The 22,022-nt window shown below is 65.5% G+C and carries 21 protein-coding genes; 12 read left to right on the forward strand and 9 right to left on the reverse strand.

What is annotated here, in order from left to right; all coding sequences use genetic code 11:
* Positions 1 to 6: 6 nt before the first annotated feature.
* On the reverse strand, positions 7 to 1,341 hold the full coding sequence (locus QGN17_RS11425; RefSeq protein ID WP_281045203.1) for an MFS transporter: 1,335 nt from the start codon (positions 1,339 to 1,341) through the stop codon (positions 7 to 9).
* A 199-nt stretch (positions 1,342 to 1,540) separates the two neighbouring features.
* Here QGN17_RS11425 and QGN17_RS11430 point away from each other — a divergent pair, with 199 nt between their 5' ends.
* On the forward strand, positions 1,541 to 2,986 hold the full coding sequence (locus QGN17_RS11430; RefSeq protein WP_281044616.1) for a tryptophan halogenase family protein: 1,446 nt from the start codon (positions 1,541 to 1,543) through the stop codon (positions 2,984 to 2,986).
* Between the two features lie 185 nt (positions 2,987 to 3,171).
* Positions 3,172 to 5,694, forward strand: coding sequence for a TonB-dependent receptor domain-containing protein (locus QGN17_RS11435; protein WP_281044617.1), 2,523 nt, complete (start codon positions 3,172 to 3,174; stop codon positions 5,692 to 5,694).
* Positions 5,695 to 5,756: 62 nt separating this feature from the next.
* Here the strand turns inward: QGN17_RS11435 and QGN17_RS11440 are convergent, their stop codons facing one another.
* Positions 5,757 to 7,904: an alpha-galactosidase gene (locus QGN17_RS11440; protein ID WP_281044618.1), complete on the reverse strand. Its 2,148-nt coding sequence runs from the start codon at positions 7,902 to 7,904 to the stop codon at positions 5,757 to 5,759.
* Between the two features lie 167 nt (positions 7,905 to 8,071).
* Here QGN17_RS11440 and QGN17_RS11445 point away from each other — a divergent pair, with 167 nt between their 5' ends.
* On the forward strand, positions 8,072 to 9,088 hold the full coding sequence (locus QGN17_RS11445) for a LacI family DNA-binding transcriptional regulator (RefSeq protein WP_281044619.1): 1,017 nt from the start codon (positions 8,072 to 8,074) through the stop codon (positions 9,086 to 9,088).
* Positions 9,089 to 9,221: 133 nt separating this feature from the next.
* Here QGN17_RS11445 and QGN17_RS11450 read toward each other — a convergent pair whose 3' ends face one another.
* On the reverse strand, positions 9,222 to 9,821 hold the full coding sequence (locus QGN17_RS11450) for a tyrosine-type recombinase/integrase (RefSeq protein WP_281044620.1): 600 nt from the start codon (positions 9,819 to 9,821) through the stop codon (positions 9,222 to 9,224).
* A 90-nt stretch (positions 9,822 to 9,911) separates the two neighbouring features.
* Positions 9,912 to 10,769 (reverse strand): alpha/beta hydrolase, encoded by an 858-nt coding sequence (locus tag QGN17_RS11455; protein WP_281044621.1) that lies wholly within the window; start codon positions 10,767 to 10,769, stop codon positions 9,912 to 9,914.
* Between the two features lie 116 nt (positions 10,770 to 10,885).
* On the opposite strand from QGN17_RS11455, the gene QGN17_RS11460 reads away from it, so the two are divergent.
* From QGN17_RS11460 to QGN17_RS11470, 3 genes are all read left to right on the forward strand, one after another.
* The gene (locus QGN17_RS11460; protein ID WP_281044622.1) at positions 10,886 to 11,446 is read left to right on the forward strand and encodes a sigma-70 family RNA polymerase sigma factor; all 561 of its coding nucleotides are present in this window, start codon (positions 10,886 to 10,888) and stop codon (positions 11,444 to 11,446) included.
* A complete protein-coding gene (locus QGN17_RS11465) occupies positions 11,443 to 12,150 on the forward strand; it encodes an anti-sigma factor (RefSeq protein WP_281044623.1) in 708 nt (235 codons plus the stop codon). The genes QGN17_RS11460 and QGN17_RS11465 overlap by 4 nt, the downstream gene beginning before the upstream one ends.
* Positions 12,151 to 12,227: 77 nt before the next feature.
* Complete coding sequence (locus tag QGN17_RS11470; RefSeq protein WP_281044624.1) at positions 12,228 to 12,770, forward strand: peroxiredoxin; 543 nt, start codon at positions 12,228 to 12,230, stop codon at positions 12,768 to 12,770.
* Here QGN17_RS11470 and QGN17_RS11475 read toward each other — a convergent pair whose 3' ends face one another.
* The 3 genes from QGN17_RS11475 to QGN17_RS11485 are packed head-to-tail and all read right to left on the reverse strand — an operon-like array spanning position 12,771 to position 16,095.
* Complete coding sequence (locus tag QGN17_RS11475) at positions 12,771 to 14,000, reverse strand: SAM-dependent methyltransferase (protein ID WP_281044625.1); 1,230 nt, start codon at positions 13,998 to 14,000, stop codon at positions 12,771 to 12,773.
* On the reverse strand, positions 13,991 to 14,779 hold the full coding sequence (locus QGN17_RS11480; RefSeq protein ID WP_281044626.1) for a DUF1365 domain-containing protein: 789 nt from the start codon (positions 14,777 to 14,779) through the stop codon (positions 13,991 to 13,993). Before QGN17_RS11480 ends, QGN17_RS11475 begins: the two co-directional genes overlap by 10 nt.
* Entirely contained in the window at positions 14,776 to 16,095 is a 1,320-nt protein-coding gene (locus QGN17_RS11485) for an NAD(P)/FAD-dependent oxidoreductase (RefSeq protein ID WP_281044627.1), read from the reverse strand. The genes QGN17_RS11480 and QGN17_RS11485 overlap by 4 nt, the downstream gene beginning before the upstream one ends.
* 93 nt (positions 16,096 to 16,188) lie before the next feature.
* On the opposite strand from QGN17_RS11485, the gene QGN17_RS11490 reads away from it, so the two are divergent.
* From QGN17_RS11490 to QGN17_RS11500, 3 genes are read left to right on the forward strand one after another with little or no spacing between them, the layout of a single operon-like run.
* Positions 16,189 to 17,025: a DUF1295 domain-containing protein gene (locus QGN17_RS11490; RefSeq protein WP_281044628.1), complete on the forward strand. Its 837-nt coding sequence runs from the start codon at positions 16,189 to 16,191 to the stop codon at positions 17,023 to 17,025.
* Positions 17,022 to 18,056, forward strand: a complete 1,035-nt coding sequence (locus QGN17_RS11495) for an SAM-dependent methyltransferase (RefSeq protein ID WP_281044629.1) — start codon at positions 17,022 to 17,024, stop codon at positions 18,054 to 18,056. Before QGN17_RS11490 ends, QGN17_RS11495 begins: the two co-directional genes overlap by 4 nt.
* The gene (locus QGN17_RS11500; protein ID WP_281044630.1) at positions 18,053 to 18,604 is read left to right on the forward strand and encodes a hypothetical protein; all 552 of its coding nucleotides are present in this window, start codon (positions 18,053 to 18,055) and stop codon (positions 18,602 to 18,604) included. Before QGN17_RS11495 ends, QGN17_RS11500 begins: the two co-directional genes overlap by 4 nt.
* Here the strand turns inward: QGN17_RS11500 and QGN17_RS11505 are convergent.
* Both QGN17_RS11505 and QGN17_RS11510 read right to left on the reverse strand, forming a co-directional pair.
* Entirely contained in the window at positions 18,570 to 18,983 is a 414-nt protein-coding gene (locus QGN17_RS11505) for a DUF2177 family protein (RefSeq protein ID WP_281044631.1), read from the reverse strand. The genes QGN17_RS11500 and QGN17_RS11505 overlap by 35 nt on opposite strands.
* 7 nt (positions 18,984 to 18,990) lie before the next feature.
* Positions 18,991 to 19,539: a DUF3617 domain-containing protein gene (locus QGN17_RS11510; RefSeq protein WP_281044632.1), complete on the reverse strand. Its 549-nt coding sequence runs from the start codon at positions 19,537 to 19,539 to the stop codon at positions 18,991 to 18,993.
* 449 nt (positions 19,540 to 19,988) lie between these two features.
* Between QGN17_RS11510 and QGN17_RS11515 the strand changes: the two genes are divergently transcribed.
* From QGN17_RS11515 to QGN17_RS11525, 3 genes are read left to right on the forward strand one after another with little or no spacing between them, the layout of a single operon-like run.
* Positions 19,989 to 20,165 (forward strand): DUF2256 domain-containing protein, encoded by a 177-nt coding sequence (locus QGN17_RS11515; RefSeq protein ID WP_281044633.1) that lies wholly within the window; start codon positions 19,989 to 19,991, stop codon positions 20,163 to 20,165.
* Positions 20,155 to 20,424, forward strand: coding sequence for a DUF3253 domain-containing protein (locus QGN17_RS11520; protein ID WP_281045204.1), 270 nt, complete (start codon positions 20,155 to 20,157; stop codon positions 20,422 to 20,424). The genes QGN17_RS11515 and QGN17_RS11520 overlap by 11 nt, the downstream gene beginning before the upstream one ends.
* Positions 20,421 to 21,935: a DUF4403 family protein gene (locus tag QGN17_RS11525; RefSeq protein ID WP_281044634.1), complete on the forward strand. Its 1,515-nt coding sequence runs from the start codon at positions 20,421 to 20,423 to the stop codon at positions 21,933 to 21,935. The genes QGN17_RS11520 and QGN17_RS11525 overlap by 4 nt, the downstream gene beginning before the upstream one ends.
* Positions 21,936 to 22,022: the final 87 nt, after the last annotated feature.

Below are 22,022 nucleotides of genomic sequence, written 5' to 3' on the forward strand. Positions count from 1 at the left end.
TCTCCATCACGCCGGGATCGTCACCCGTCCGGCAACGCGACCCTCGCGCACGGTCAGCACCGCTCCCGCCGCGCACATCATCAGCACACCGGCAAGCCCGAGCGCGTTGCGCGGGTCGCCTCCGAGCAGGCTTCCATAAAATAAAGGGACGGTCAGCGCGAAAAGGATCATCGGAACGACGATCATCATGTTGAAAATGCCCATGTAGACGCCGGTGCGCTCCGGCGGGATGGCTCCGGCGAGGATGACGTAGGGGTTGCCCATCATGCTCGCCCAGCCGATGCCGATGCCCACCGCCGGGCCGAACAGCAGCGCCTTGTCCGAGACGTGCGGCAGCCACAGCATGCCGATGCCCGCAAGCATGAGGCAACCGGCATGCACGACCCCCGCCCCGAACCGCCTGGCAAGAGGAACCATCGCGAAAGCGGCGACGAACGCGACGGCGTTGTAGAAAGCCGCCGTTACGCCGTTGGTGAGAACCGCGCTGTGGAACCCCGAGCTGTCGGGAACGTCGGTGGCGTAGACCGAGCGTGCGATCGAATAGACGACGTAGTTCCAGTAGATCGAGATAGCATACCATTGGAAGAGGCTCATTAATGCGAGCTTGCGCATCGCGACCGGCATGTCCCGGATCGCGCGCGCGATCTCTGCGAGCGTGGCGCCGACGGTCCGGGGCTCGGCCGCGATCCGGGCCCGCTCGGCGAGCGACAGGGGGAGTTCGGGAACGCGGCGCACCGACCACAGGATCGTCGCGAGCGACAGCACGGCGCCGATCATGAAGACCGTCCGAACCGTGTAAGGAATGTGGTGCGCGTCGACCCAGTCCTGGTTCATGCCTAGCCAGACCAGAACCGACGGCGTCAGGAAGGCCAGCGCCTGGGCGAGCCCCGTGAACGCGCTTTGGGTGAGAAACCCGATCTCGTGCTGGCTGGCGTGGAGCCTGTCCGACACGTAGGCCCGGTAGGGCTCCATCGTGGTGTTGTTGCCGGCATCCAGCAGCCAGAGGATCAGCGCCGCCATCAGGATGGAACCCGACAGCGGCATCAGGAACAGCCCCGTCGAACAGATCGCGGCACCGACGAGGAAATAGGGTGTGCGCCGCCCGAAGCGGCTGTCGGTCCGATCGCTCATCGCTCCGATGACAGGCTGGATCAGCAGGCCCGTCATCGGCCCGGCGAGCGCCAGCAGGGGCAGCATCGCCTCACTCGCGCCGAGATAGGAATAGATTGGCGCCATGTTGCCCTGCTGCAAGCCGAAGCTGAACTGGAGGCCCAGGAAGCCGAGATTCATTTCCAGCACACGGGGGAACGTCAGTATCGGCTTGTGGTCGGGGTGGCGCATCGTCGTCGAATCCTCTCGAACCCAATTTCGGTCTTCGCCGATCGACCGGGATATGGCATAGCGATCCGAAAGATACAATCGATTGCAATCACGGTTTTCCGGGCTTTCGATCAGGAGGGGACACATGACCGAAACTGCATCACGGACCGATTCGCGCATCCGAAGCATCCTGATCGTGGGGGGAGGAACTGCCGGCTGGATGACCGCGGCCGCTCTCGCGCACGCTTTGCCGAGTGGCTGCACGATCCGGCTGGTCGAATCCGACGAGATCGGGACCGTCGGCGTCGGCGAGGCGACCATCCCACCCATACGGCTCTTCAACGAAACGCTCGGAATCGATGAAGCCGAATTCGTCCGCGAGACGAAAGGCAGCTTCAAGCTCGGCATCGAGTTCGTGAACTGGGGCCGTGACGGCCACCGCTACTTCCACCCCTTCGGGACCTACGGGAAGCCGTTCGACCTGCTCGCGGTCCACCAGCACTGGCTGGCGGCGCGCGCCGCCGGCTCGACGATCCCGCTCGAGGATCTGTGCATGGCCTGGGGCGCCGCGCGCTCGAACCGCTTCGCCCGGCCGCTCGGCGATCCGCGCCACGTCGGATCGACCTTCGATTACGCCTACCATTTCGACGCTGGCCTCTATGCGGGCTTCCTGCGCCGCTACGCGGAAGCCCGCGGCGTCCGGCGCATCGAGGGCAAGGTCGCCGACGTGACGCTTGACGGCGAAACTGGCCACGTCGCCTCGGTAACGCTTGCGGACGGCCACTCGATCACTGCCGAGCTCTTCATCGACTGCTCGGGCTTTCGCGGACTGCTCATCGAAGGCGCCTTGGAAACGGGATACGATGACTGGCGCCACTGGCTCCCCTGCGACAGGGCGGTAGCGGTGCCGGGAAGCTCCGCTGGACCCTTCACCCCCTACACCCGTTCGACCGCCCACGGGGCCGGCTGGCAATGGCGGATCCCGCTCCAGCACCGCGTCGGCAACGGCTACGTATATTGTTCCGAGCACATCTCCGACGACGAGGCGGCAGCGACCGTTCTGGGCAACATCGACGGCGAGCCCCTCGCCGAGCCGCGCGTCCTCCGGTTCCTCACGGGACGGAGGCGGCGGTTCTGGAACCGCAACGTGGTCGCGATCGGTCTCTCGGGCGGCTTCATGGAGCCGCTCGAGTCGACCAGCATTCATCTAATTCAGGCAGGGATCGCCAAGCTACTCGCGCTTTTCCCCGACCGCGACTTCGATCCAATGGTGACTGACGAATATAACCGCATCGCGATCACCGAGTTTGAGCGGATCCGCGACTTCCTGATCCTCCATTACAAGCTGACCGAGCGCACCGACACGCCGCTGTGGCGATATTGCCGCGACATGGCGGTGCCCGATACATTGGCGGTCAAGATAGAGCACTTCCGGCGCAACGGCCGCCTGATCGCGCGAGACATGGATCTCTTCGGTCCGGCCAGCTGGCTCGCGGTCCACGTCGGGCAAAACAATATACCTCATGGCGACGATCCGCTGATCGGCTACCTCACCGATCCGACTGCGAGCCGAAGCTTCGTCGAACGCCTGGCCGGAGCCATATCGCGCACCGAGGACGCGATGCCCCTTCACGCCGACGCAGTCCGCCAGATGATCACCGGGTAACGCTCATACGCCTGCAAACTCCATCACGAAACACCTCTGCAATCGATTGTAATTTTTCATTGCAATCGATTGCAATTAGTTTAGGCATATGCCGACTCATGCGCCGGAGAGCGCTTTTGGAGGGGATCGCCGTGAACAAGCTGATGTTTTGCGCGTCGTCTTTGGCCCTGATCGCGGGAGCGGGCATGCAGCCGGTCTTTGCCCAGGCGGCCCCCGCCCCGGCCGACGCTCCCATCACCCCCTCCGGTGCGGCACCCGCGTCAGGCGCGCTTACCAACGCGCAGTCCGGCAACGAGATCGTCGTCACCGCGGCGCCGGGCGACCGGTCCCGCTTCAAGACCTCGTCCTCGATCTCCCAGATATCGAACGACTCCATCAAGAACTTCACGCCGCGCTCGATCGCCGAGGTGCTCCGCGCGATCCCGGGCATCCAGACTGCGGCTAACGCCGGTCCGGGCGGCAACGCCAACATCGGCGTCCGCGGCATCCCGGTCTCGACGGGCGGTTCCGAATATGTCGGCATCCAGGAGGACGGCCTCCCCGTCGTGCTCTTCGGCGACATGAACTTCGGCAACAACGACTATTGGATCCGGTTCGACGACACCGTCGACCGTGTCGAGGCCATCCGCGGAGGCTCGGCCTCGACGTTCTCGAGCCAGTCGCCGGGCGCCGTCATCAACTACATCAGCCGCACCGGCCAGCACGACGGCGGCGGCATCGCCTACACCGAAGGTCTCGACTTCCGTCAGCATCGCGTCGATTTCGACTATGGCGGCCACCTGAGCCCCACCCTGCACTACAATGTCGGCGGATATTGGGAGAAGGGCGCGGGTCCGAGCAACATCAGCTACGATGTCCTCAACGGCTACCAGGTCAAGGCCAACGTCACCAAGGACCTGCCCGACGACCGGGGCTACGTCCGCATCCTGTTCAAGCGATTGGACGAGCAGGCGCCGACCAATACGACGACCCCCGCCATCGCCCATCTCGATGGCAACCAGGTCACGGGCTACAGCTTGCTGCCGGGCTTCGATCCGCGCGAAGGATCGACCTACTCCGTCTATACGCGTCACTTCCAGTATGTGGACAGGGACGGGAAGCTGCAGACCGCCGACGTCGACGGCATCCATCCGAAGGTGACCACGATCGGGACCCAGATCCACTACGAGCTGACCAACCAGATCAAGTTCGACGACAACTTCCGCTACAGCGCGATCAGCGGAAACTTCACCACGCAGTTTCTCAACGTCGATCCGACCAGCAGCGTCATCGGCTCGACAGTCAACGGCCAGACCGTGGGCTCGATCCGCTACGCGAACGGTCCGAACCAGGGCCAGCTGTTCACCGGCGCCTATCTCAACAACAACCCCAACATCCACACCGTGATGCACAATATGGGGAACATTGCCAACAACCTGACGCTCGGCGGCAAGTGGGATCTGGGGCCCGGCCAGTTCAACGCCACCGCGGGATGGTTCTACATGCGCCAGCGCATCGTCCAGACCTGGTATGTGAACCAGCAGTTCAGCGAAATCCTGGGCAAGAACGCCGCGGAGCTGGATCTGTTCTCGACGACGGGGCAGCAACTGACGGCGGCCGGACAGGCGGGCTTCAACAACAATTGGGGCACCTGCTGCGCCCGCGACATCGACCTGACCTACACGGACAATGCGCCGTTCCTGTCGGCCGGCTACACGACCGGCGGCCTCAATCTCGACGCCAGTGTCCGCTTCGACCGCATGACCGCGAAGGGAAGCGCGCAGGCGGGCGCCACCGGCCCCGACTACACGGTCAGCGACGCGCTTGGCTCAGCCACGCTTCCCTCGCTGCTGCCGACGGCGACGCCGATCGAGCGCCTCAACTACCTCAAGGCCTATACGAGCTGGTCCGTTGGCGCGCTCTATTCGATCGGCAACGACACGAGCATCTTCGCCCGCGCCAGCCGCGGCGGCCGCTTCAACGGCGACCGGCGCGTCCTGGGAGGATCCGTCAGCGCCTCGGGCGTCTATTCCGGCGGTTTCTTCAACACTGACGGCTCGCTCAACTCCGGCGGGCAGGCCACCGCCGTGAACTTCCTCAATCAGCAGGAGATCGGTCTCAAGCAGCGCGGACACTTCACGCTCTTCGGCCACGAGAACCAATATACGACCGAGACCACGCTCTTCCACTCGAGCCTGACCGAAAACAATTACGACTTCACGCGGATCAACAACCTCCCGCCGAACAACAACCCCTACATCTCCAACAAATATCGATCCTACGGCGTGGAATTCACGGGGAACATCGCGATCGCGGACTTCCGGCTCCAGGCGAATATGACCTACACGGACGCCAAGATTACGGCCAGCACGACGTCGCCCGCGACCGTCGGCGACCGGCCGGGCGGTATCCCGAAGTTCCAGTATTTTGTGCAGGCGTCCTACGATCCGGGCTTCTTCGCCATCGGTGCCAGCGTCGATGGGCAGACGCCCTCCTATTTCGATGACTTCAATCAGTACAAGCTGAAGGAGTCACACTACATCAATGCTTTCGCCAAGCTGCGACCGATGAAGAACCTCGAGATCGGTGTGAACGCGAACAACGTTTTCAACACGCTCGGGTATCGCGGCGGCGCCAACCTTTCGCAGGTCGGCAACGGCCTTGTGGTATTCAGCGGCACCGCCAACTACGGTCGCACCGTCCAGGCGTCGGTCCGCTACAACTTCTGATATCTACCCTTCTCCCACTGCCCGCCCTTCCGAGCTTGGAAGGGCGGGCTCTTTTTTGTCCGCTATTCGGCGTCGAAGACGAACGCGGCCCCTTGAAAGTCTCCCTGTAGCGGCGCGCGAATCCCCTGCCCCATCCACCACGCGCCGGATGCCTTGGCCGGCATGCCGACGGGCAAGGCCGCCCCGCCGAGCATGCGGACCCGGTATTTCAGCCCCGCGTCCAGGCCCTGCGGATGGATCATCGGGGCGGCATCGGCATGGCTGGAACTTTGCAGCATCTGGAACAGTACCGCCTGTCGCCTGTCGGGCGCGACAAAGAGCGTGGCCGACGTCTCGTGACCCTCCGGCGGGATCAGCCGATAGCGGTCGCCGCGCTGCACGGTGCTCCGGATCGCCTTGTAAGCCCCGATCCACTTCGCCGCCGTGGCGAAGTCGGCATCGGCCCAGCGGTTGAGGTTGGCGCCGATCCCGAGCGAGCCCTGCATCGCGGAAAGGAATCTGTAGTCGAGCGAAGTCGACCGCTGGTTCACGAAGTTCGGGCTGTCGGTCACCCAGGCCATCATGGTCGAGGCCGGGTAGGCGCGCGTGTAGCCATCCTGGATGGTGAGACGGTCGAAGGGATCGGTGTTGTCCGACGTCCACGCCTCGTCCGTCAGCCCCAGGATGCCGAGATCGATGCGCCCGCCGCCGCCCGAGCATGTCTCGATCTCAAGCTTCGGATGACGCCTGCGCAGCTCCGCAAGTATCGCGTAGAGGTTGCGCACATAGTCCACGTAGATGCGCTGCTCGTCTTGCGGACCGGCCTCCGGCCAGCCGGGCTCGGTCCAGTTCCGGTTATAGTCCCACTTGAGGAACTGGATGTCGTTCTTCGAGACGAGGTCGTCGAGCGTCTTCAGGATGTGATCACGCACCTCCGGGCGAGCGAGATTCAGGACGAGCTGGTTCCGGGCCTCCGTGCGGGGTCGCCCCGGGAAGTTCATCACCCAGTCGGGATGCGCCCGGTAGAGATCGCTGTCGGGATTGACCATCTCGGGCTCGACCCATAGCCCGAAGCTCATTCCAAGCGCATGCACCCGGTCAATCAGGGGCTTCAGACCGTTCGGGAACTTGGTGCGGTTCACAAACCAGTCACCCAGGCCGGCATGGTCGTCATTGCGCGCGCCGAACCAGCCGTCGTCCATCACGAAGCGTTCGACGCCGATCTTGGCCGCGCGCTCGGCCAGCGCCATCTGGCCGGCCTCGTCCACGTTGAAGGTCGTCGCCTCCCAGCTGTTGTAGAGCACGGGCCGGAGCGGAGCCGATTCTCCGTGGGGCAAGATGCTCGCGCGCTCGAAGCGATGAAGTAGCCGCGACGCGCCGTCCGTCCCGCTGTCCGTGTAGCCGGCATAGAAGATCGGTGTCTCCAGCCTCTCTCCCGGCTTCAGCGTCCATGAGAAGTCATAGGGGTTCCAGCCGCCGGCGATCCGCACGCGCCCGAAGGCGTCCGCCCCGACGCTGATCCGCCAGGAACCGGACCAGCCTAGCGCACCGAACCACACCGGTCCGGATTGGTCGTCGCTCTTCCCCGCCCGATCGACGGCGAACCACGGGTTCGCCTGGTGCGACGTCGATCCTCGGCGGCTCTCGATCACGGCCAGAGCGGGTGTGACTGGCTGCACGTTCTGCGTCCACTCCGCTCCCCAATCGCCCGTAAGATAGTGCAGCCGATAATCGTCGCCCGCCGGGAGCGTGAAGACCGCCGCCGCCACTTGGTCCAGCCGAACCGGAGATTTGCCCGCGTTGCGTATCACGGCCGAGCGGGCGAGGATGCCAGTGTTCGGATCGATCCGGTAGCGGAGCGTGACGTCGAGCGGTCTCGCGATGTCGGCGAGTTCGACGATCAGTGTGTCGCCTTCCAGCCGGTGCGATACGTATTTGAGCACGAGGTCCCGGTTCCCGTCCGCGAAGGCGACCTTGACGCCGGGCTCGGTGACCAGCCCCTCGCCCTGCCCGGGATACTCCTGCGCCGTGTTGAGCCCGGCTGGGTCGAAGCCGCTTGTCTCGCGTGCCTCACGCGCGGCGAGCGGCGCGCCCCCGTCCAGCGAAGGTCCCCAGTATACGGGAGCGAGATAGCCCTTCTCGTCCACGCCGATGGCGTAGGTCACGCGTCCTCCGTCGAGACGGAACACCTTGGCTTCGGCCGAAGCCTCGACCCGGGCGAGGGCCGCCATCGAAACGCAGCTCAGCGCCACCGCGAGAAGAAGCGCCTGTCTCATCATCCCTCCTGATCGCCGCCCCGCTGTTAATCGGCTCTCCCGAAGGTTGACGAACTACAATCGATTGTAAACAAGAGATCGCGATAGCTCGGGCGGAAGGAGCGGCCCAGGAGGAAACCAACATGAGCCAAGCGTCGGCGCGCATCCGCAACGTCGCGGAACTGGGTCGGATCGCAGGCGTGTCTGCCGGTACGGTCTCGCGCGCGCTCGCCGACAATCCCCTGGTCAACGAGAAGACGCGAGAGCGCATCAAGGCCCTGGCCGAGAAGCATGGCTTCCGCCCCAACCAGATGGCACGGAAGCTCCGCACCCAGCAGACCGGGGTGATCGGGGTGGTGGTGCCGCTTGGTCACGAGAAGCGCCAGCATCTCTCGGATCCCTTCTTCATGGCGATGTTGGCCCATCTCGCCGATGCGCTGACCGAGAAGGGCTACGACATCATGCTCTCGCGGGTGATCCCCGATGCCGTCGACTGGCTCGACCGCATCGTCGACTCCGGTATGCTCGACGGCGTCCTTCTGATCGGTCAGTCCAATCAGCACGCCGCGATCGAACGCGTCGCTGCGCGCTACCGGCCGCTGGTCGCCTGGGGCAGCCATGAGCGCGGACAGGTCCACTGCGCGATCGGGAGCGACAACTTCGCAGGCGGGCGGCTTGCCGGCGACCGCCTGATACGGGGCGGCTCAACCAAGATAGCGTTTCTCGGTGAGACCAGCGCGCCCGAGTTTCGTCTCCGCCATGAGGGCGTCGCGGCAGCGATGGCCGACGCGGGCTTCAAGGACGGTCCCACGCTGCTCCACACGCACATCGCGTCCGACGACATGGACGGCGAGATCGCGAAGCATATCGAGCGTGTTGGAGGAACTATCGACGGGATCGCAGCGGCTTCCGATCTTATCGCGATGTCGGCGCTCCGCGTCCTGGCGGACCGGTCGATCGCGGTTCCGTCGCAGGTGCGGGTGGTGGGCTATGACGATCTGCCGATCGCGATGCAGACAGTCCCAAGGCTCACGACCGTTCGCCAGGATCTTAAGGCCGGGGCGGAAGCGATGGTGGTCGCGCTGTTCGAGCGCATGGAAGGCAAGGACGCACCCTCCGTCCAGATGGTGCCTGTGCTCATGGAGCGAGGTTCGGGCTGAACCGGATCTTCCGCAAATGGGAGCAGGCAAAACCCGCAAAATGGCAGACATTGGGCGTGTACCAGTCCTGTTCCCCGCGCGAGGCGAGGAGCCGTCCTAGCCAGATTTCTGTGGCCTCCGCGAGGCTAAGCGCCTATTCGGCGTTGAGGCCCAGATATCTTCGCGTGTTCTCGATCTTCATATGACCAAGCAAAATCTGCTCGGCGGTCAGATTGCCCGTGGCTCTTGCGATGATCCAAGCTTTTGTCGGACGCAGCGAATACGTGCCGTAATCCTCTCGCCGCAGGCCAATACCAGTAACCCATTCATCGAGCAGACGAGCATATTGGCGCGTGCTCAGGTGAGCCGTGTGATCCACCCGGCTTGGGAACACGAAATCTCCGAGTGTTCCGCCTCTGCGCTGTAGCCAAGCCAGCAGACTGCCTCTCGCGTCCGAGAGCAATTCGAACTGCACCGGCCTGCCCGTCTTTTGTTGCACAACGACCGCGCGCGTCCGAACCTGCCCGCCGCTGACGAGATCGCCGATCTTCAAGCGGACCACATCGCAACCTCGCAGCTTGCTATCGATTGCCAGGTCGAAGAGCGCCCGGTCACGGAGTCGCCGGTGTTGATCGAGGAAGAAGCGTATGCCCCAAATGTGCTTTGGTTTGAGAGCGCGCTTTGCTACGACTTTTCTCCCGACGTTCCATGCTTGGCGATCCGAGGCTCCCGGATCAAATTCTGACATACCCATCGTCCATCTCCTGTGGCCAGATTGACCAGTCGGAGGACGCTGATCGCGGAGCACGCGATGGTCGCCGGCAAGTGCAGCAAGATCCCGGCCTCATCGGGTAACGCGTTCGGCGAACACCGTCATGTCGTCCAGCACTGCTGCTCGGCCTCGAAGCGGCCTTGCGATTGCCGTGACCAGTCCGGCATGGCCAATGTCAGGATAGCGACGACGGTCGACGGCGGAGCCTGCTGCCCGCAGCTTGGCCGCAAGCGCGTCGCTGTTCGCCGGCCTGACCGTATCGTCCTTGTCACCGGTCGCCAGGAAAGCGGACGGATCGCCGGCCCGGACGTGGTGCACCGGCTGGGTATCGACGGGATCGCCCACGCCTTCGAAGGTCTTTTGCACGACGGGCCCGTCGAACGGCAAGAAATCATAGGGCCCGGCCAGGCCGATCAGTCCACGCACCGCCTTGCGATCCTCCCCGAGCCAGCGCGGATCGAGCGCGAGCATGGCGGCGTTGTATGCGCCCGCGGAGTGGCCGGCGAGGATCAGCCGATCAGCGTCGCCGCCGAACTCCTGAGAATGGGTGCGCACCCACCGCACTGCCGAGGCATTGTCTTCCAAGAAGGTCGGATAACGAACCTGTGGGACGAGCCGATAGTCCGGGATCGCGACGACGAAGCCGCGCGATGCCAAGGCGCGGCCGACAAAGGAATAGCCGCTCTTCGTGCCAGAATTCCAAGAGCCGCCGTAGAAGAAGACGATGATCGGCCTCGCCTGGGCGGATGGCGCCCCGGGCACGTAGATATCGAGCCGCTGGCGCGGGTCGGGACCGAAAGAGGCGTCGCGCAGCGCCAGCCGCGCACCACCGTCCTTCGGTACGATCCCGTTGAAGACCTTGAGCGGCGAACAGGCCGAGACCAGCAACCCCAGTACCGCGCCGGCGATGCGCCCCTTACCGAGCTTCACGCAGCATTCCGGACACTTGCACCATCGTTCCTCCAATATCGGCCTTGTCAGGCAGCGCCCGCCCTCTAGTCTGTCCCAACGATCGAGCTACGCGGCTCGGCTCACGATGGATGCGCATGGGCTCGACGAATTCCGACATGGCCGCCGCGAGCCTCGCCGCCACGCTCCAGCGCGTCGGGGCCGGCGATCGCGCGGCGTTCGAGGAAGTCTATCGGCGCACCTCGGTGAAGCTATTCGGCGTCTGCCTGCGTATCTTGCCCGTGAGGCAGGAGGCGGAAGAGGCGTTGCAGGAGGCCTATCTCTCGGTGTGGCGGCGGGCCGGTTCGTTCGATGGGACGAAGGGCAGTGCGATGACATGGCTCATCACGCTGACCCGCAACCGCGCCGTCGATCGCCTGCGCGGCAGCGGAAAATTCGCGGCCGGTCCGATCGAGCTGGCCGACGAGGTCCCCGATCCTGCGCCGGCGGCGTCGACGATGCTGGAGACCGGCGAGGACGAGCGGCGGCTGGCTTATTGCCTGGACACACTGGGCGGCGGCGACGCACAGTTGATCCGCACGGCCTTCTTCGAGGGATCGACCTACGCCGAGCTTGCCGACCGCGCGTCCACGCCGCTCGGCACGATCAAGAGCCGCATCCGCCGCGCGCTGCTGAAGCTGCGGGATTGCCTGCGATGAGCGCCGAGTTGTCCGACGACGACGAACTGCTCGCGGCCGAGCTCGCTTTCGGTCTGATCGACGGCGGTGAAAGGGGAGCGGCAGAAGATCGCCTCGGCCGCGATGCCGGCTTTGCGGACGCTCATGCGCGTTGGCAGGCCTATGCCGCCGCGATGGCCTCCGATCCCGGCGAAGCCCCTCGCCCCTCGGTATGGAGCGCGATCGAGGCACGGCTGCCGGCCAACGACGTCGCGCCTGCTCGCGCGTCGCGCACGTCCCTGCGCTGGTGGCAGGCGGGAACGCTCGCGGCCAGCGCGGCGGCGATAGTGCTGGGCGTGGTGGCGCTCCAGAAGCCGCAGACCATTGTCGTGCGCGTGCCCGTCGCGCAGCCGGCATCCGCACCGATGGTGGCGGTGCTGACCGGCAAGAAGGGCATCGTCACCGTCAGCTTCGACCCCGCGAGCGGGCGCATGACCTCGGCGGCCAATGGCCTCGATCTGGGCGACCATTCGCCGCAGCTCTGGGTGATCCCGGCCGACGGCAAGCCGCGATCCATGGGCGTCATGAACGCGTCGGCGCCCGGCTGGGCGAAGGTGCCCGAGACCGCATCGTCGGTGATGGCGGCGGGCGTCACCCTGGCGGTTTCGGTCGAGCCGGTGGGCGGATCGCCGACCGGCCAGCCCACCGGCCCTGTGATCCTGACCGGCAAGCTCACGACCACCTGACCGGCCACCATCTGACCACTGGTGCATCCGGCGGCGGCCGACGCGCGTATATCGGCCATCGACGATAGGAGACTGCGATGCCCCGGATCATCACGATGGCGTTCGGCGCGCTGGCGCTCGCTGCTTGCTCGCCAAGCGGGGCCGCGCTGCCGACCGGCGCCACCGCGCCCGATTTCACGACGCAGGCCAGTCTTGCTGGCAAGGCCTTTCCCTTCCATCTCGCCGATGCGCTCAAGAAAGGGCCGGTCGTCCTCTATTTCTACCCGGCCGCCTTCACCAGCGGCTGCACGATCGAGGCGCACGACTTCGCCGAGGCGACCGACCAGTTCAACGCGCTGGGCGCGACGGTGATCGGCGTGTCGGCCGACGACATCGACAAGCTCAACCGCTTTTCGGTCAGCGAATGCCGCAACAAGTTCGCCGTGGCCTCGGCGGACACGAAACTGATCTCCGCCTACAAGGTGAAGCTGCCGGTTCTCTCCCGATCGAACCGCACCAGCTATGTCATCGCGCCCGACGGCAAGGTGATCTTCGTCTACAGCGCGCTCGATCCGGCCGGCCATGTCGAGAAGACGATGGCCGCGGTGAAAGCGTGGCGGGCGGCGCACCCCGCCGCCTGATCAGGCGGCGGGTTCCAGCACATAGAGGCCGACATCGATCGTGCCGGTACGGAAGCCCGCTTCGCAATAGGTCAGATAATAGTCCCACAACCGGCGGAAGCTCTGATCGAAGCCCAGCGCGGCGACGGCAGGCCACGCCGCATCGAAGCGGCGGCGCCATTCGGCGAGCGTGTCGGCATAGCCTTCGCCGAACATCTCCTGGTGCGTGATGGCCAGCCCCACGAGGCCCGCTTCGCGACGGAGGATCGCGGTCGTCGGCAGCATCCCGCCGGGAAAGATGTAGCGCTGGATGAAATCGGGGCTGCGCTTGTAGGATTCGAAGCGGTCCTCGCGGATCGTGATCGCCTGCAGCACGATCCGGCCGCCGGGCTTGAGGCAGGCGCGCAGGCGCTCGAAATAGACCGGCCAATAGGCCTCGCCCACCGCCTCGAGCATCTCGATCGAGACGATGCGATCGTAGAGGCCGCGTTCGTCGCGATAGTCCTGAAGGCGCAGGTCGATCCGATCGGCGCGCCCTCCCGCTTCGGTCTGCGCGCGCCCATAAGCCAGCTGCTCGGCGGACAAAGTGAGCCCGGTCACGCTGCGACAGCGCGGGGCCAGGTGGTTGGCGAGCGCGCCCCAGCCGCAGCCGATCTCCAGCACGTCATCCTCGTCGCGGAGCGCAAGCAGGTCCGCGATGCGATCGAGCTTCGCTGTCTGCGCCGCCTCCAGCGACTGCCCCTGCGCGATCCGGCAGGCCGAGGAATAGGTCATGCTCTCGTCGAGCCAGAGCCGGTAGAAATCGTTGCCGAGATCGTAGTGGAAGGCGATGTTGCGGCGGCTGCCCTTCGCCGAGTTGCGCTTCAATGCATGGCCGAGCAGCCGCCACAGCCGCACTGGCCAGAAACCTTCCAGCGTGCGATCGAGCCGCGCGACATTCTCCGCCGCCACCGCGATCAGCGCGGCGAGATCCGGGCTGGTCCAGTCGCCCGCGACATAGCCCTCCGCGAAGCCAACGTCGCCGCGCGTGGCGAGGCGGCGGAAAGCGCGGTTGTTGCGCAGCTCGACGATCCCGTGCGGGCCGGCCAAGCGCCCGACATGGGCGATCCGCCGGCCCGAGGGCAGGATCACCGTCAGTCGCCCGCAGTCCAGATGGCGCAGCACGCGCCGGATCAGCCAGGGGCCGGCATGGTCGCTCGCGGACGCATCGAAGGCGACGATGTCCGCCTCGCTCTCGGGATTCAGATACATGCGACCTCTTTCGGCGTGGCGGCGGTGGTGACGGGGTCCGGCGGCGGCGGCGGGCGGTGCTGCACCGGCACGCCCTTCGCCCAGAGCCTGAGCGCCTCCCAAGCGATCCCGCCGACCACCTTGAGCGTCAGCAACGGATGGGTGGCGAAGACGCGCAGCAGTGCAGCATCTGTGAGCGGCCGCCGCCGCGCGCTGTGCACGGCAGTGATGACAGGGCCGTCCCGGTCCGATCCGATAATCGCGATCGAGAGCCGCGCATCGGGTGGGTTGACCCGGAAGGCGTAGCGCATGTCGAGCCCCAGGAAGGGCGAGACGTGGAACCGCTTGGCACACGCCTGCCGGACCGCGCCCTGTTGGTCGACCGGCAGCAGATAGCTGTGCCGCTGCCCGAAGGTGTTGTTGACCTCGTAGAGGATCGCCCGCAACGCGCCGGCCCGGTCGTGGCAGAAATAGACGCTCAGCGGATTGAACGCGAAGCCGAGGATGCGGGGCATGGTGAGGAGACGGATCGGCCCGCCGCCAAGGTCCATGTCAGCCGACGCGAGATGCCGTTCGACTTGCGCGCGCAGCGGCACGTGCGAGGCGCCCGCATAATCGCGATCGTAGAAGGCGAAGAGGTTGAACCGGTTGCGCGAGAAGAGCCTCGATCGCCTCGCCAGCAGATCGATCTCGTCGAGGTCGAGCAGCAGCGAGAAGATCCGATAGCGCAGCCGGTGCGCCCTCGGTCGCGTCCGCCGGTGCATGACATGGCCGACGTAGAGGGCGGACGCACCTGTCACCCCGCGACCGCCAGCCCTGCCGGTCGCGTGATCTGGATGCGATCGGATTCGCCGGCGACGGTCCACGGCCGCCGCACGCCGCCGAGCTGCTCGGCAACCGCGAGACCGGCCTGCAATCCGTCCTCATGGAAGCCCGCCCCGAAATAGGCGCCGCAGAACCAGGTGTTGCGCACGCCCTGCAACGACCAGAGCCGGGCCTGGGCGGCACCGGCCGCGGCATCGAAGACCGGGTGATCGTAAATGTCGCGGCGATGGACGAGCGACGGATCGGGCGGCCGGATCGGGTTGAGGGTCACGAACAGCGGTTGCTCGTCGGGCAGGCCCTGCAGGCGGTTCATCCAGTAGGTCACCGACAGCGCCGGCGCACCCGCCCCCATTTCGGACGCATAGTTCCAGCTCGACCACACGCGGCGGCGGCGCGGCATAAGGGCGGAGTCGGAATGGAGCACCGCCTCGTTGCGGCGATAGCCGAAGGCGCCGAGGATGCGGTGCTCGTGGGCGTCTGCATCGCCGAGCATCGCCAGCGCGTGATCCGCATGGGTTGCGATCACGACATGATCGAAGCGGTCGGGACCATCTCCACGGTCGATCTCGACGCCATCCCGCACACGGCGGATGCTGCGCACGCGATGCGCGGTCGAGATCCGATCGGAGAAGGACCGGGTAAGCCGCGCAACATACTCACGGCTTCCGCCGTCCACGGTCCGCCAGGGGGGGCGGCGGCCGAGCTTCAACAGGCCGTGATTCTCGCAGAAGCGGACGAACGCGGCGGCCGGATAATCCGGGATGTCGTCCACCGGGGTCGACCAGATCGCCGCCGCCATCGGATAGAGATGGTCGTCGCGGAAGGCGGCGCCGCAACCCAACCCGTCGAGATAGTCGCCAAGCCCGAGCGAGCCCATCTGCGGCAGGTCGCGCGGCGCGCGGCGATAGAAACGCTCCAGATCGCGCAGCATCGACCAGAAGCGTGGGCTAGCAAGGTTGCGCCGCTGCGCGAACAGGCCGCCCAGATCGGTGCCCGAATATTCGAGCCGACCGCGATCGAGAGAGACGGCGAAGCTCATCTCGGTCGGCTTCGTCGGCACATCGAGATGACGGAACAGGGCGGTCAGGTTCGGATAGGTGTGCTCGTTATAGACGATGAAGCCGGTATCGACGGCCACGCTGCCAGCCATCACGGTATGGCTGTGGCCGCCGATGCGATCGTCCGCCTCGAACAGGGTGACGCGATGGCGCTGTGCCAGCAGCCAGGCCGCCGACAGACCGGAAATGCCGCTGCCTACTACCGCGATATCGAGCGTCCCGTCCGCCTGCATCGTCTTCGCCCGCCTCTCTCGATCCGTTCCTGAAGGAGCTACGGAGCGGCGCCGGATTTGGATGACCGAAAAATCCGCGGGCATCCGAAAATCATGACCGCCCGTATCTTCGGCATGGGCTCCGTGATCCTCTCCGCACTGCTCGCCTCCGCGCTGTCGATCACTATGGCGGGCGCCTGGGCGATTGCGCGCAAGCCCGGCCGGTCGGGCTGGACCGATGTTATCTGGTCCTATGCGATCGGGCTCGCCGGCGTCGTTGCGGCACTGACACCGATCGACGGGCCGCCCGCCAAGCGGCGATGGCTCGTCGCCTTGCTGGTGGCCGGCTGGTCGTTGCGGCTAGGCACGCACATCGCCCGGCGGACGAAGGGCGGTCAGGACGATCCGCGATATGCCGAGTTGCGGGGCGAATGGGGCGATCGATTCGATCGTCGGTTTTTCGGCTTCCTGCAGATCCAGGGCGCTGCCGCGTGGCTGCTTTCGGTCTCGATCCTCGTCGCAGCGCGCAATCCCGCCCTCTTCCCGGCCTGGAGCGACTGGGCCGGGGCCCTGATCCTGCTCGCTGCGGTGATAGGCGAGGCGGTGGCCGACGCCCAGCTCGACAGTTTCCGCAGCAACCCCGCCAACCGCCGGCGCGTCTGCGACACCGGTTTGTGGGGCCTGTCGCGCCACCCCAATTATTTCTTCGAATGGCTGGGCTGGGTCGCCTACGCGGTCATCGCGATCGGACCGGATGGCCGGTTCGGCTGGGGTTGGCTGGCGTTGAGCGGGCCCGTCTTCATGTACTGGCTGCTGGTCCACGTCTCGGGCATCCCGCCACTCGAAGCGCACATGCTGCGCTCGCGCGGCGAGGCCTTTCGCCGGACGCAGCGCCGCATCCGCGCCTTCTGGCCCATCCCGCTTTTCCGAACCGAAGAGGATCGCCCATGAATCCGATCGCCGCCGCCATCCGTGCCGTCGAGGCGACCCCGCTCCCCGATGCGGTGACGCGCGCCGGCGTGGAGTTCCTTGTCGGCACCCGCCGGCGGAGCCTGGCTGCGGCGGAAGACAATGACGCGACCTTCGCGCGGGCCATGTCCGATCTTCCGATCGCCGAACATGCGGATACCGCCAATGCGCAGCATTACGAGCTGCCGCCCCGCTTCTTCGAGCTGACGCTCGGGCCGCGCCGCAAATATAGCTGCTGCCTCTATCCGACCGGCCGCGAGACGCTGGCCGAAGCTGAGATCTTCGCGCTCGAGGAAACGGTCAGGCATGCCGATCTCGCCGACGGCCAGACGATCCTTGAGCTCGGATGCGGCTGGGGCTCGCTGAGCCTGTTCATGGCGGAGCGCTTCCCGCGCTCGCAGATCGTCGCCGTGTCGAACTCGGCACCGCAGCGCCGCCATATCGAGGCATTGGCCGAGGCGGCGGGCCTGACCAACCTGCTCGTCGTGACGGCCGACATGAACGATTTCCAGTCGACCGGCACGTTCGATCGCATCGTCTCGGTGGAAATGTTCGAGCATATGTCGAACTGGCAGGCATTGCTCGGCCGCGCACGTTCGTGGCTCAACCCGGACGGACGGCTGTTCCTCCACGTCTTCAGCCACAGGAGCCAGCCCTATCGCTTCGACCAGGCGGACCCGACCGACTGGATCGCGCAGCATTTTTTCACCGGCGGCATCATGCCAAGCCACGGCCTTATCGGACATTTCCCGGATTGCTTCGAGATCGAGGAGCAATGGCGCTGGAACGGGCGCCACTACCAGCTGACCGCCGAGCAATGGCTGGCCCGCTTCGACGCAAATCGCGCGGAGATCGATGGTGTGCTGCGCGAGGTCTATGGCGATCAGGCGAAGCTCTGGCGGCGACGCTGGCGCCTCTTCTACCTCGCGACCGCCGGCCTGTTCGGCCACGCTGACGGCGAGGAATGGGGCGTGAGTCACTACCGCCTGCGCCCCGCCTCTCGTCCAGCGTGAACCTTCTCCGCCGCCTCGGCGACTATGCGGCGCATCCTGATCCGCTGGCCGCCGCGTGCAACCGGATCGCGCTGCTGGTCGCCTCCAACCAGCCTTTCTATCCGGTCTATCTGTGGTGGATCGTCGGCGGCGACTGGCCGGGGGCGTTCTGGACTTTCCTGTCGACGCCCTTCTTCGCCTCCGTGCCGATCGTGGCACGCCGCAACGCGCTCGCCGGACGGGCCATGCTGCCCCTCACCGGCATCGCCAACGGTATCCTCAGCGCCAAGGCGTTTGGTGCGGAGTCCGGCGTGGAGCTGTTCCTGATCCCCTGCGGCCTGATCGCCCTGCTCGCCTTTCGGTGGCGCGAATGGCGGGTCGGCGCCGGCCTTCTGTGCGCGACGGCGATTGCCGGACTGCTGCACGGCCGATACGGCATGCCGTTCGGACGCTTCGACGCGTCGGAATATGGCCACTTCCTGCGGCTCAACGCGATCAGCGTGGCCGCATTGTCGGTGGTGATCGTCTGGAGCCTCAGCCGCGCGCGAGCATCCAGCGCGCCACGGTGAAGCCGATGGTTGCAGCCGTCGCCGTCACGAATGTCCCCCAGCACAGGTCCGCGATGGTCACCGTCGTGGACCAGCCGCGCAGCGTCGCCTGGTTGGTGAGATCGTAGGTGGCGTAGGCGACCAGGCCCAGCATGGCGCCCCGCGCCAAGGCGGTCGTCCATCGTCCGGACGCCAGCGACGGGGCGACCGCGAATACGAGGATGCCGGCCAGATAGATCAGGTAGAAGGCCGCGGCCGGCGCGACGTTGAACTGGTCGAGCAGCAGCGGACCGAGCCTCGGGCGATACAGCCGGCCCGCCGCGAGGCTGAGCCAGATCGAGTCCAGCGCCAGGAAGCTGATCGCAGTCGCGAGTGCCGCCGATGCCCATGTGCCGATCATGGCGCCCTCACGATTTGGTGCAGGCGTCGGCGATATGCTTGCCGGTGCCCGTCGTCAGGATGCGGACCGGCTTGCCATCGCGCGTGCCGGTGCTGGTGGTCGATATGCTGTACGACGTCGGCGTGTAGGATCCGCGCGACGACACCAGCAAGCCGTCCGGGAAGCGCTTGTTCGTGCAGAAGGTGTCGAAGATCAGCTTGCCGTTGGTCGCCGAGAATTTCCGCAGCTTGCACACGGCCTCGTCGTCTGCCGTCAGGAGCGCTTCCGGGTGGCTGTCCAGTTGCGCGGCGCTGTCGCAGCTCTTGCGACTGCCATGGCCCGCGAACATCCGGATGATCCATTGCGGAATGTCCGGAACATCGGCCTGGATAAGCTGGGTCTCGTGGCTCCATTGCCCGGGCGCGAAGTTCGACGCAGCGAACGCCGGAGTCGCCGCGACAAAGAGACAGAACAGAAGTGCTAGCCGCTTCGGAATATCCATGCCGCTCCATTCCTTCACAACTGCGCGTTTGAGATGCGCTTGGAAGATACGGAGGGATGGCCGCGCCGGATGCATACAGCGAGTTTATCCAGGCCGCACGCCGTGTGTCGAGCAGCGCCGTCGGCGACCGGTCTCCAGTTGAAGCATTGCACAATCGATCGAATGCCAACTACCCGAGGCTCGGTCATCGCCGGCGGGCGCGAGGGGTATCTGATCGAAATTGTTCATTCTGCAATAACGCCCGAATGACGTGAAGTGGGCGGAGTCGGCGTTCCTTCGGCGAGCCGATCGCGGCCCGCTTCGTGGCGAGCCGGACTGTGTGAATGCCGTGTTCCTCGCCCGGATACGCCTCGACGCTGACCCCATCGATGTCGAATCCGGCCGCCACTACCCTCACGCTTGGTTGGTGAATGACCGTAACGATTCGGGATGCTGCCCGTGGTTTGACAGACCGGCAATTGACTGCAGTCTGCGGCGAAGGTGACCCGCGCTGAACGCAAAGCTACCCAGCGCGTTACGAAGCAATGGTCCACAAGAAACCCGGTTTGCCGACAAAGACGTGCGTCTTGTGCCATCGCCCGTTTGCGTGGCGGAAGAAATGGGAACGAGACTGGGAAGCCGTGAAATTCTGTTCTGACCGGTGCCGCGCCAAGAGCAAGAAATCGGGCGATTCCGAGCGACATGGTTTCAATGCTCGTTGAAAGACGGATACGAAGCGCGGCTACCAACCTGCTGGATTCCCGGCCGGCCGGAGCGACAATTTGCCCCAGCGAAATCGCGCAGGCTCTCGCCGATGGCGCTGCCCCCAATGCGGCCGGGCAAAACTGGCGGTATGCGATGCCCATGGTTCATAGCGTGATCGACCAAATGGTGGTCGAAGGTTTGGTTCGGCTGAGTTGGAAAGGCGTGTATCTGTCGGCCCGGTCCGGGCCCTATCGGATCTCGAAGGCGCCCGCATGAGGCACGGCTCGTTCGCAGCCCCCAAGCAGGCGCAGTTCTTCCGCTGGGGGCTTGGTGCATTGAGCGTCCTAGCCCTAGCGGCCTGCTCGGGCCGTGGCGATCGAGCGAACGCACCGGTCCGCGTCCACGATGGCATTGCTCTGCCGGCAGAAGCATCGATTATCTCGGTGCCGATCGAAGCTGATCTGACCTCTCTCGCAAAGGGGCTCGATCACGCAGTTCCGACGACCCTTTGGACGATAGACAAGCGGGTTGCCCGATGCATTCCGCCGCAGCGCGTGAAGATCTTTGGCGCACGGGTGAAGGTTCTCCCAGCTATTCCCTGCGCGCTCTCAGGCGTCGTTACGCGGGGGCCAATCACGCTGCGGGGCTCGGGCACCGACATAGTGGCCGAGATTCCGGTCAACGCGCATGTCACCGCACGCGATGCCGGAGCGAAGCTCAAGGGCGAGACGGCCGATGGCGCCGCAACGGTCGCGGCCCATATCACGCTGGACTTCGCAAAGGATTGGTCGCCCACCGGCAAGGTCCGTCTTCAATACGGATGGACCACGCCGCCGGGGATCGATGTCCTCGGGCAGCGCATCACGTTCGCGGACAAGGCCGACGAAAAGCTCCGACCACTTCTGGGAAAGCTGCAGCGCGAGCTCCCCGCGCAGCTGCGCAAGCTGAACCTGCGTGCGCAGGCGGAGCGGGCATGGCGGTCGGCATTCACCTCCATCTCGCTGAACGATGATCATCCGCCGGTGTGGATGCGCATCACGCCACAGCAGGTCTTTTATGGAGGCTATCGCATCGAAGAAGGCGAGCTCCATCTGGATGCCGCCGTGGACGGCAATACGGAGACCTTCATCGGCCAACGCCCTCCCAATCCTCAAGCGCCAGCGCTGCCGGATCTCGTGAAAGGGACGCCGGGGAACGAGGTGCGCCTCTCCATCCCGGTCGCTGCGGACTACGATCAGCTTGAGCCGGTACTGCAGCGCGCGCTGAGCAAGCGATCGGCCCGGCCATTTCTGCTGCCCGGCATCGGCCCGGTCATGGCGCAGTTCGGCCAGGTCACGGCGTATGGAACGACGGAACGCCGGATCGCAGTGGGCATAGACGTGGTGGCGACACCGACCTCGTCACCGTCGAGCAGGATCCAAGGCCATATCTGGCTGACCGCGAGGCCAATCAATCAACCGGGCTCTGCGCAGGTCACCTTCACCGATCTGCAAATCCAGGGCCACGCGGATCGCCTGGGCGGCGATCTGCTCATAGCGCTTGGCAACAGCCCCGGCATCACGAGCTTGATCGCCACCTCGTTGGAGCAGAATCTGACCAAGGACCTTACCGGACTGATCGCCAAGGTGCGGGCCGCCATCGCCGAGCGGCGTCAGGGTGATTTCCTTATCCGTGCACGGATCGACCGCGTGCAGACGGGCATCCTGCAGGCAGCCGGAAACGGTGTTTACTTGCCCGTCCGAGCGATCGGTCGCGTGCAGATCGTCTACCGCCCTACCCGGACGTAAGGCCACGGCGTCTCGAACCGTCCCGGATCTTGCGGCATACCATGCCCGTGGAGATTGATGGTTATTCGCATTGTGGCAGCTGCTCAT

The sequence above is a fragment of the Sphingomonas oryzagri genome, assembly GCF_029906645.1.
Taxonomy (GTDB): domain Bacteria; phylum Pseudomonadota; class Alphaproteobacteria; order Sphingomonadales; family Sphingomonadaceae; genus Solisphingomonas; species Solisphingomonas oryzagri.

Excerpts from the sequence above, each read along its gene's own strand:
- QGN17_RS11425 (WP_281045203.1), bottom strand. The coding sequence starts at position 1,341 with ATGCGCCACCCCGACCACAAGCCGATACTGACGTTCCCCCGTGTGCTG.
- QGN17_RS11430 (WP_281044616.1), top strand. The coding sequence starts at position 1,541 with ATGACCGCGGCCGCTCTCGCGCACGCTTTGCCGAGTGGCTGCACGATC.
- QGN17_RS11435 (WP_281044617.1), top strand. The coding sequence starts at position 3,172 with ATGCAGCCGGTCTTTGCCCAGGCGGCCCCCGCCCCGGCCGACGCTCCC.
- QGN17_RS11440 (WP_281044618.1), bottom strand. The coding sequence starts at position 7,904 with ATGGCGGCCCTCGCCCGGGTCGAGGCTTCGGCCGAAGCCAAGGTGTTC.
- QGN17_RS11445 (WP_281044619.1), top strand. The coding sequence starts at position 8,072 with ATGAGCCAAGCGTCGGCGCGCATCCGCAACGTCGCGGAACTGGGTCGG.
- QGN17_RS11450 (WP_281044620.1), bottom strand. The coding sequence starts at position 9,821 with ATGGGTATGTCAGAATTTGATCCGGGAGCCTCGGATCGCCAAGCATGG.
- QGN17_RS11460 (WP_281044622.1), top strand. The coding sequence starts at position 10,886 with ATGGGCTCGACGAATTCCGACATGGCCGCCGCGAGCCTCGCCGCCACG.
- QGN17_RS11465 (WP_281044623.1), top strand. The coding sequence starts at position 11,443 with ATGAGCGCCGAGTTGTCCGACGACGACGAACTGCTCGCGGCCGAGCTC.
- QGN17_RS11470 (WP_281044624.1), top strand. The coding sequence starts at position 12,228 with ATGCCCCGGATCATCACGATGGCGTTCGGCGCGCTGGCGCTCGCTGCT.
- QGN17_RS11475 (WP_281044625.1), bottom strand. The coding sequence starts at position 14,000 with ATGTATCTGAATCCCGAGAGCGAGGCGGACATCGTCGCCTTCGATGCG.
- QGN17_RS11485 (WP_281044627.1), bottom strand. The coding sequence starts at position 16,095 with ATGCAGGCGGACGGGACGCTCGATATCGCGGTAGTAGGCAGCGGCATT.
- QGN17_RS11490 (WP_281044628.1), top strand. The coding sequence starts at position 16,189 with ATGACCGCCCGTATCTTCGGCATGGGCTCCGTGATCCTCTCCGCACTG.
- QGN17_RS11495 (WP_281044629.1), top strand. The coding sequence starts at position 17,022 with ATGAATCCGATCGCCGCCGCCATCCGTGCCGTCGAGGCGACCCCGCTC.
- QGN17_RS11505 (WP_281044631.1), bottom strand. The coding sequence starts at position 18,983 with ATGATCGGCACATGGGCATCGGCGGCACTCGCGACTGCGATCAGCTTC.
- QGN17_RS11510 (WP_281044632.1), bottom strand. The coding sequence starts at position 19,539 with ATGCATCCGGCGCGGCCATCCCTCCGTATCTTCCAAGCGCATCTCAAA.
- QGN17_RS11515 (WP_281044633.1), top strand. The coding sequence starts at position 19,989 with ATGGTCCACAAGAAACCCGGTTTGCCGACAAAGACGTGCGTCTTGTGC.
- QGN17_RS11520 (WP_281045204.1), top strand. The coding sequence starts at position 20,155 with ATGCTCGTTGAAAGACGGATACGAAGCGCGGCTACCAACCTGCTGGAT.
- QGN17_RS11525 (WP_281044634.1), top strand. The coding sequence starts at position 20,421 with ATGAGGCACGGCTCGTTCGCAGCCCCCAAGCAGGCGCAGTTCTTCCGC.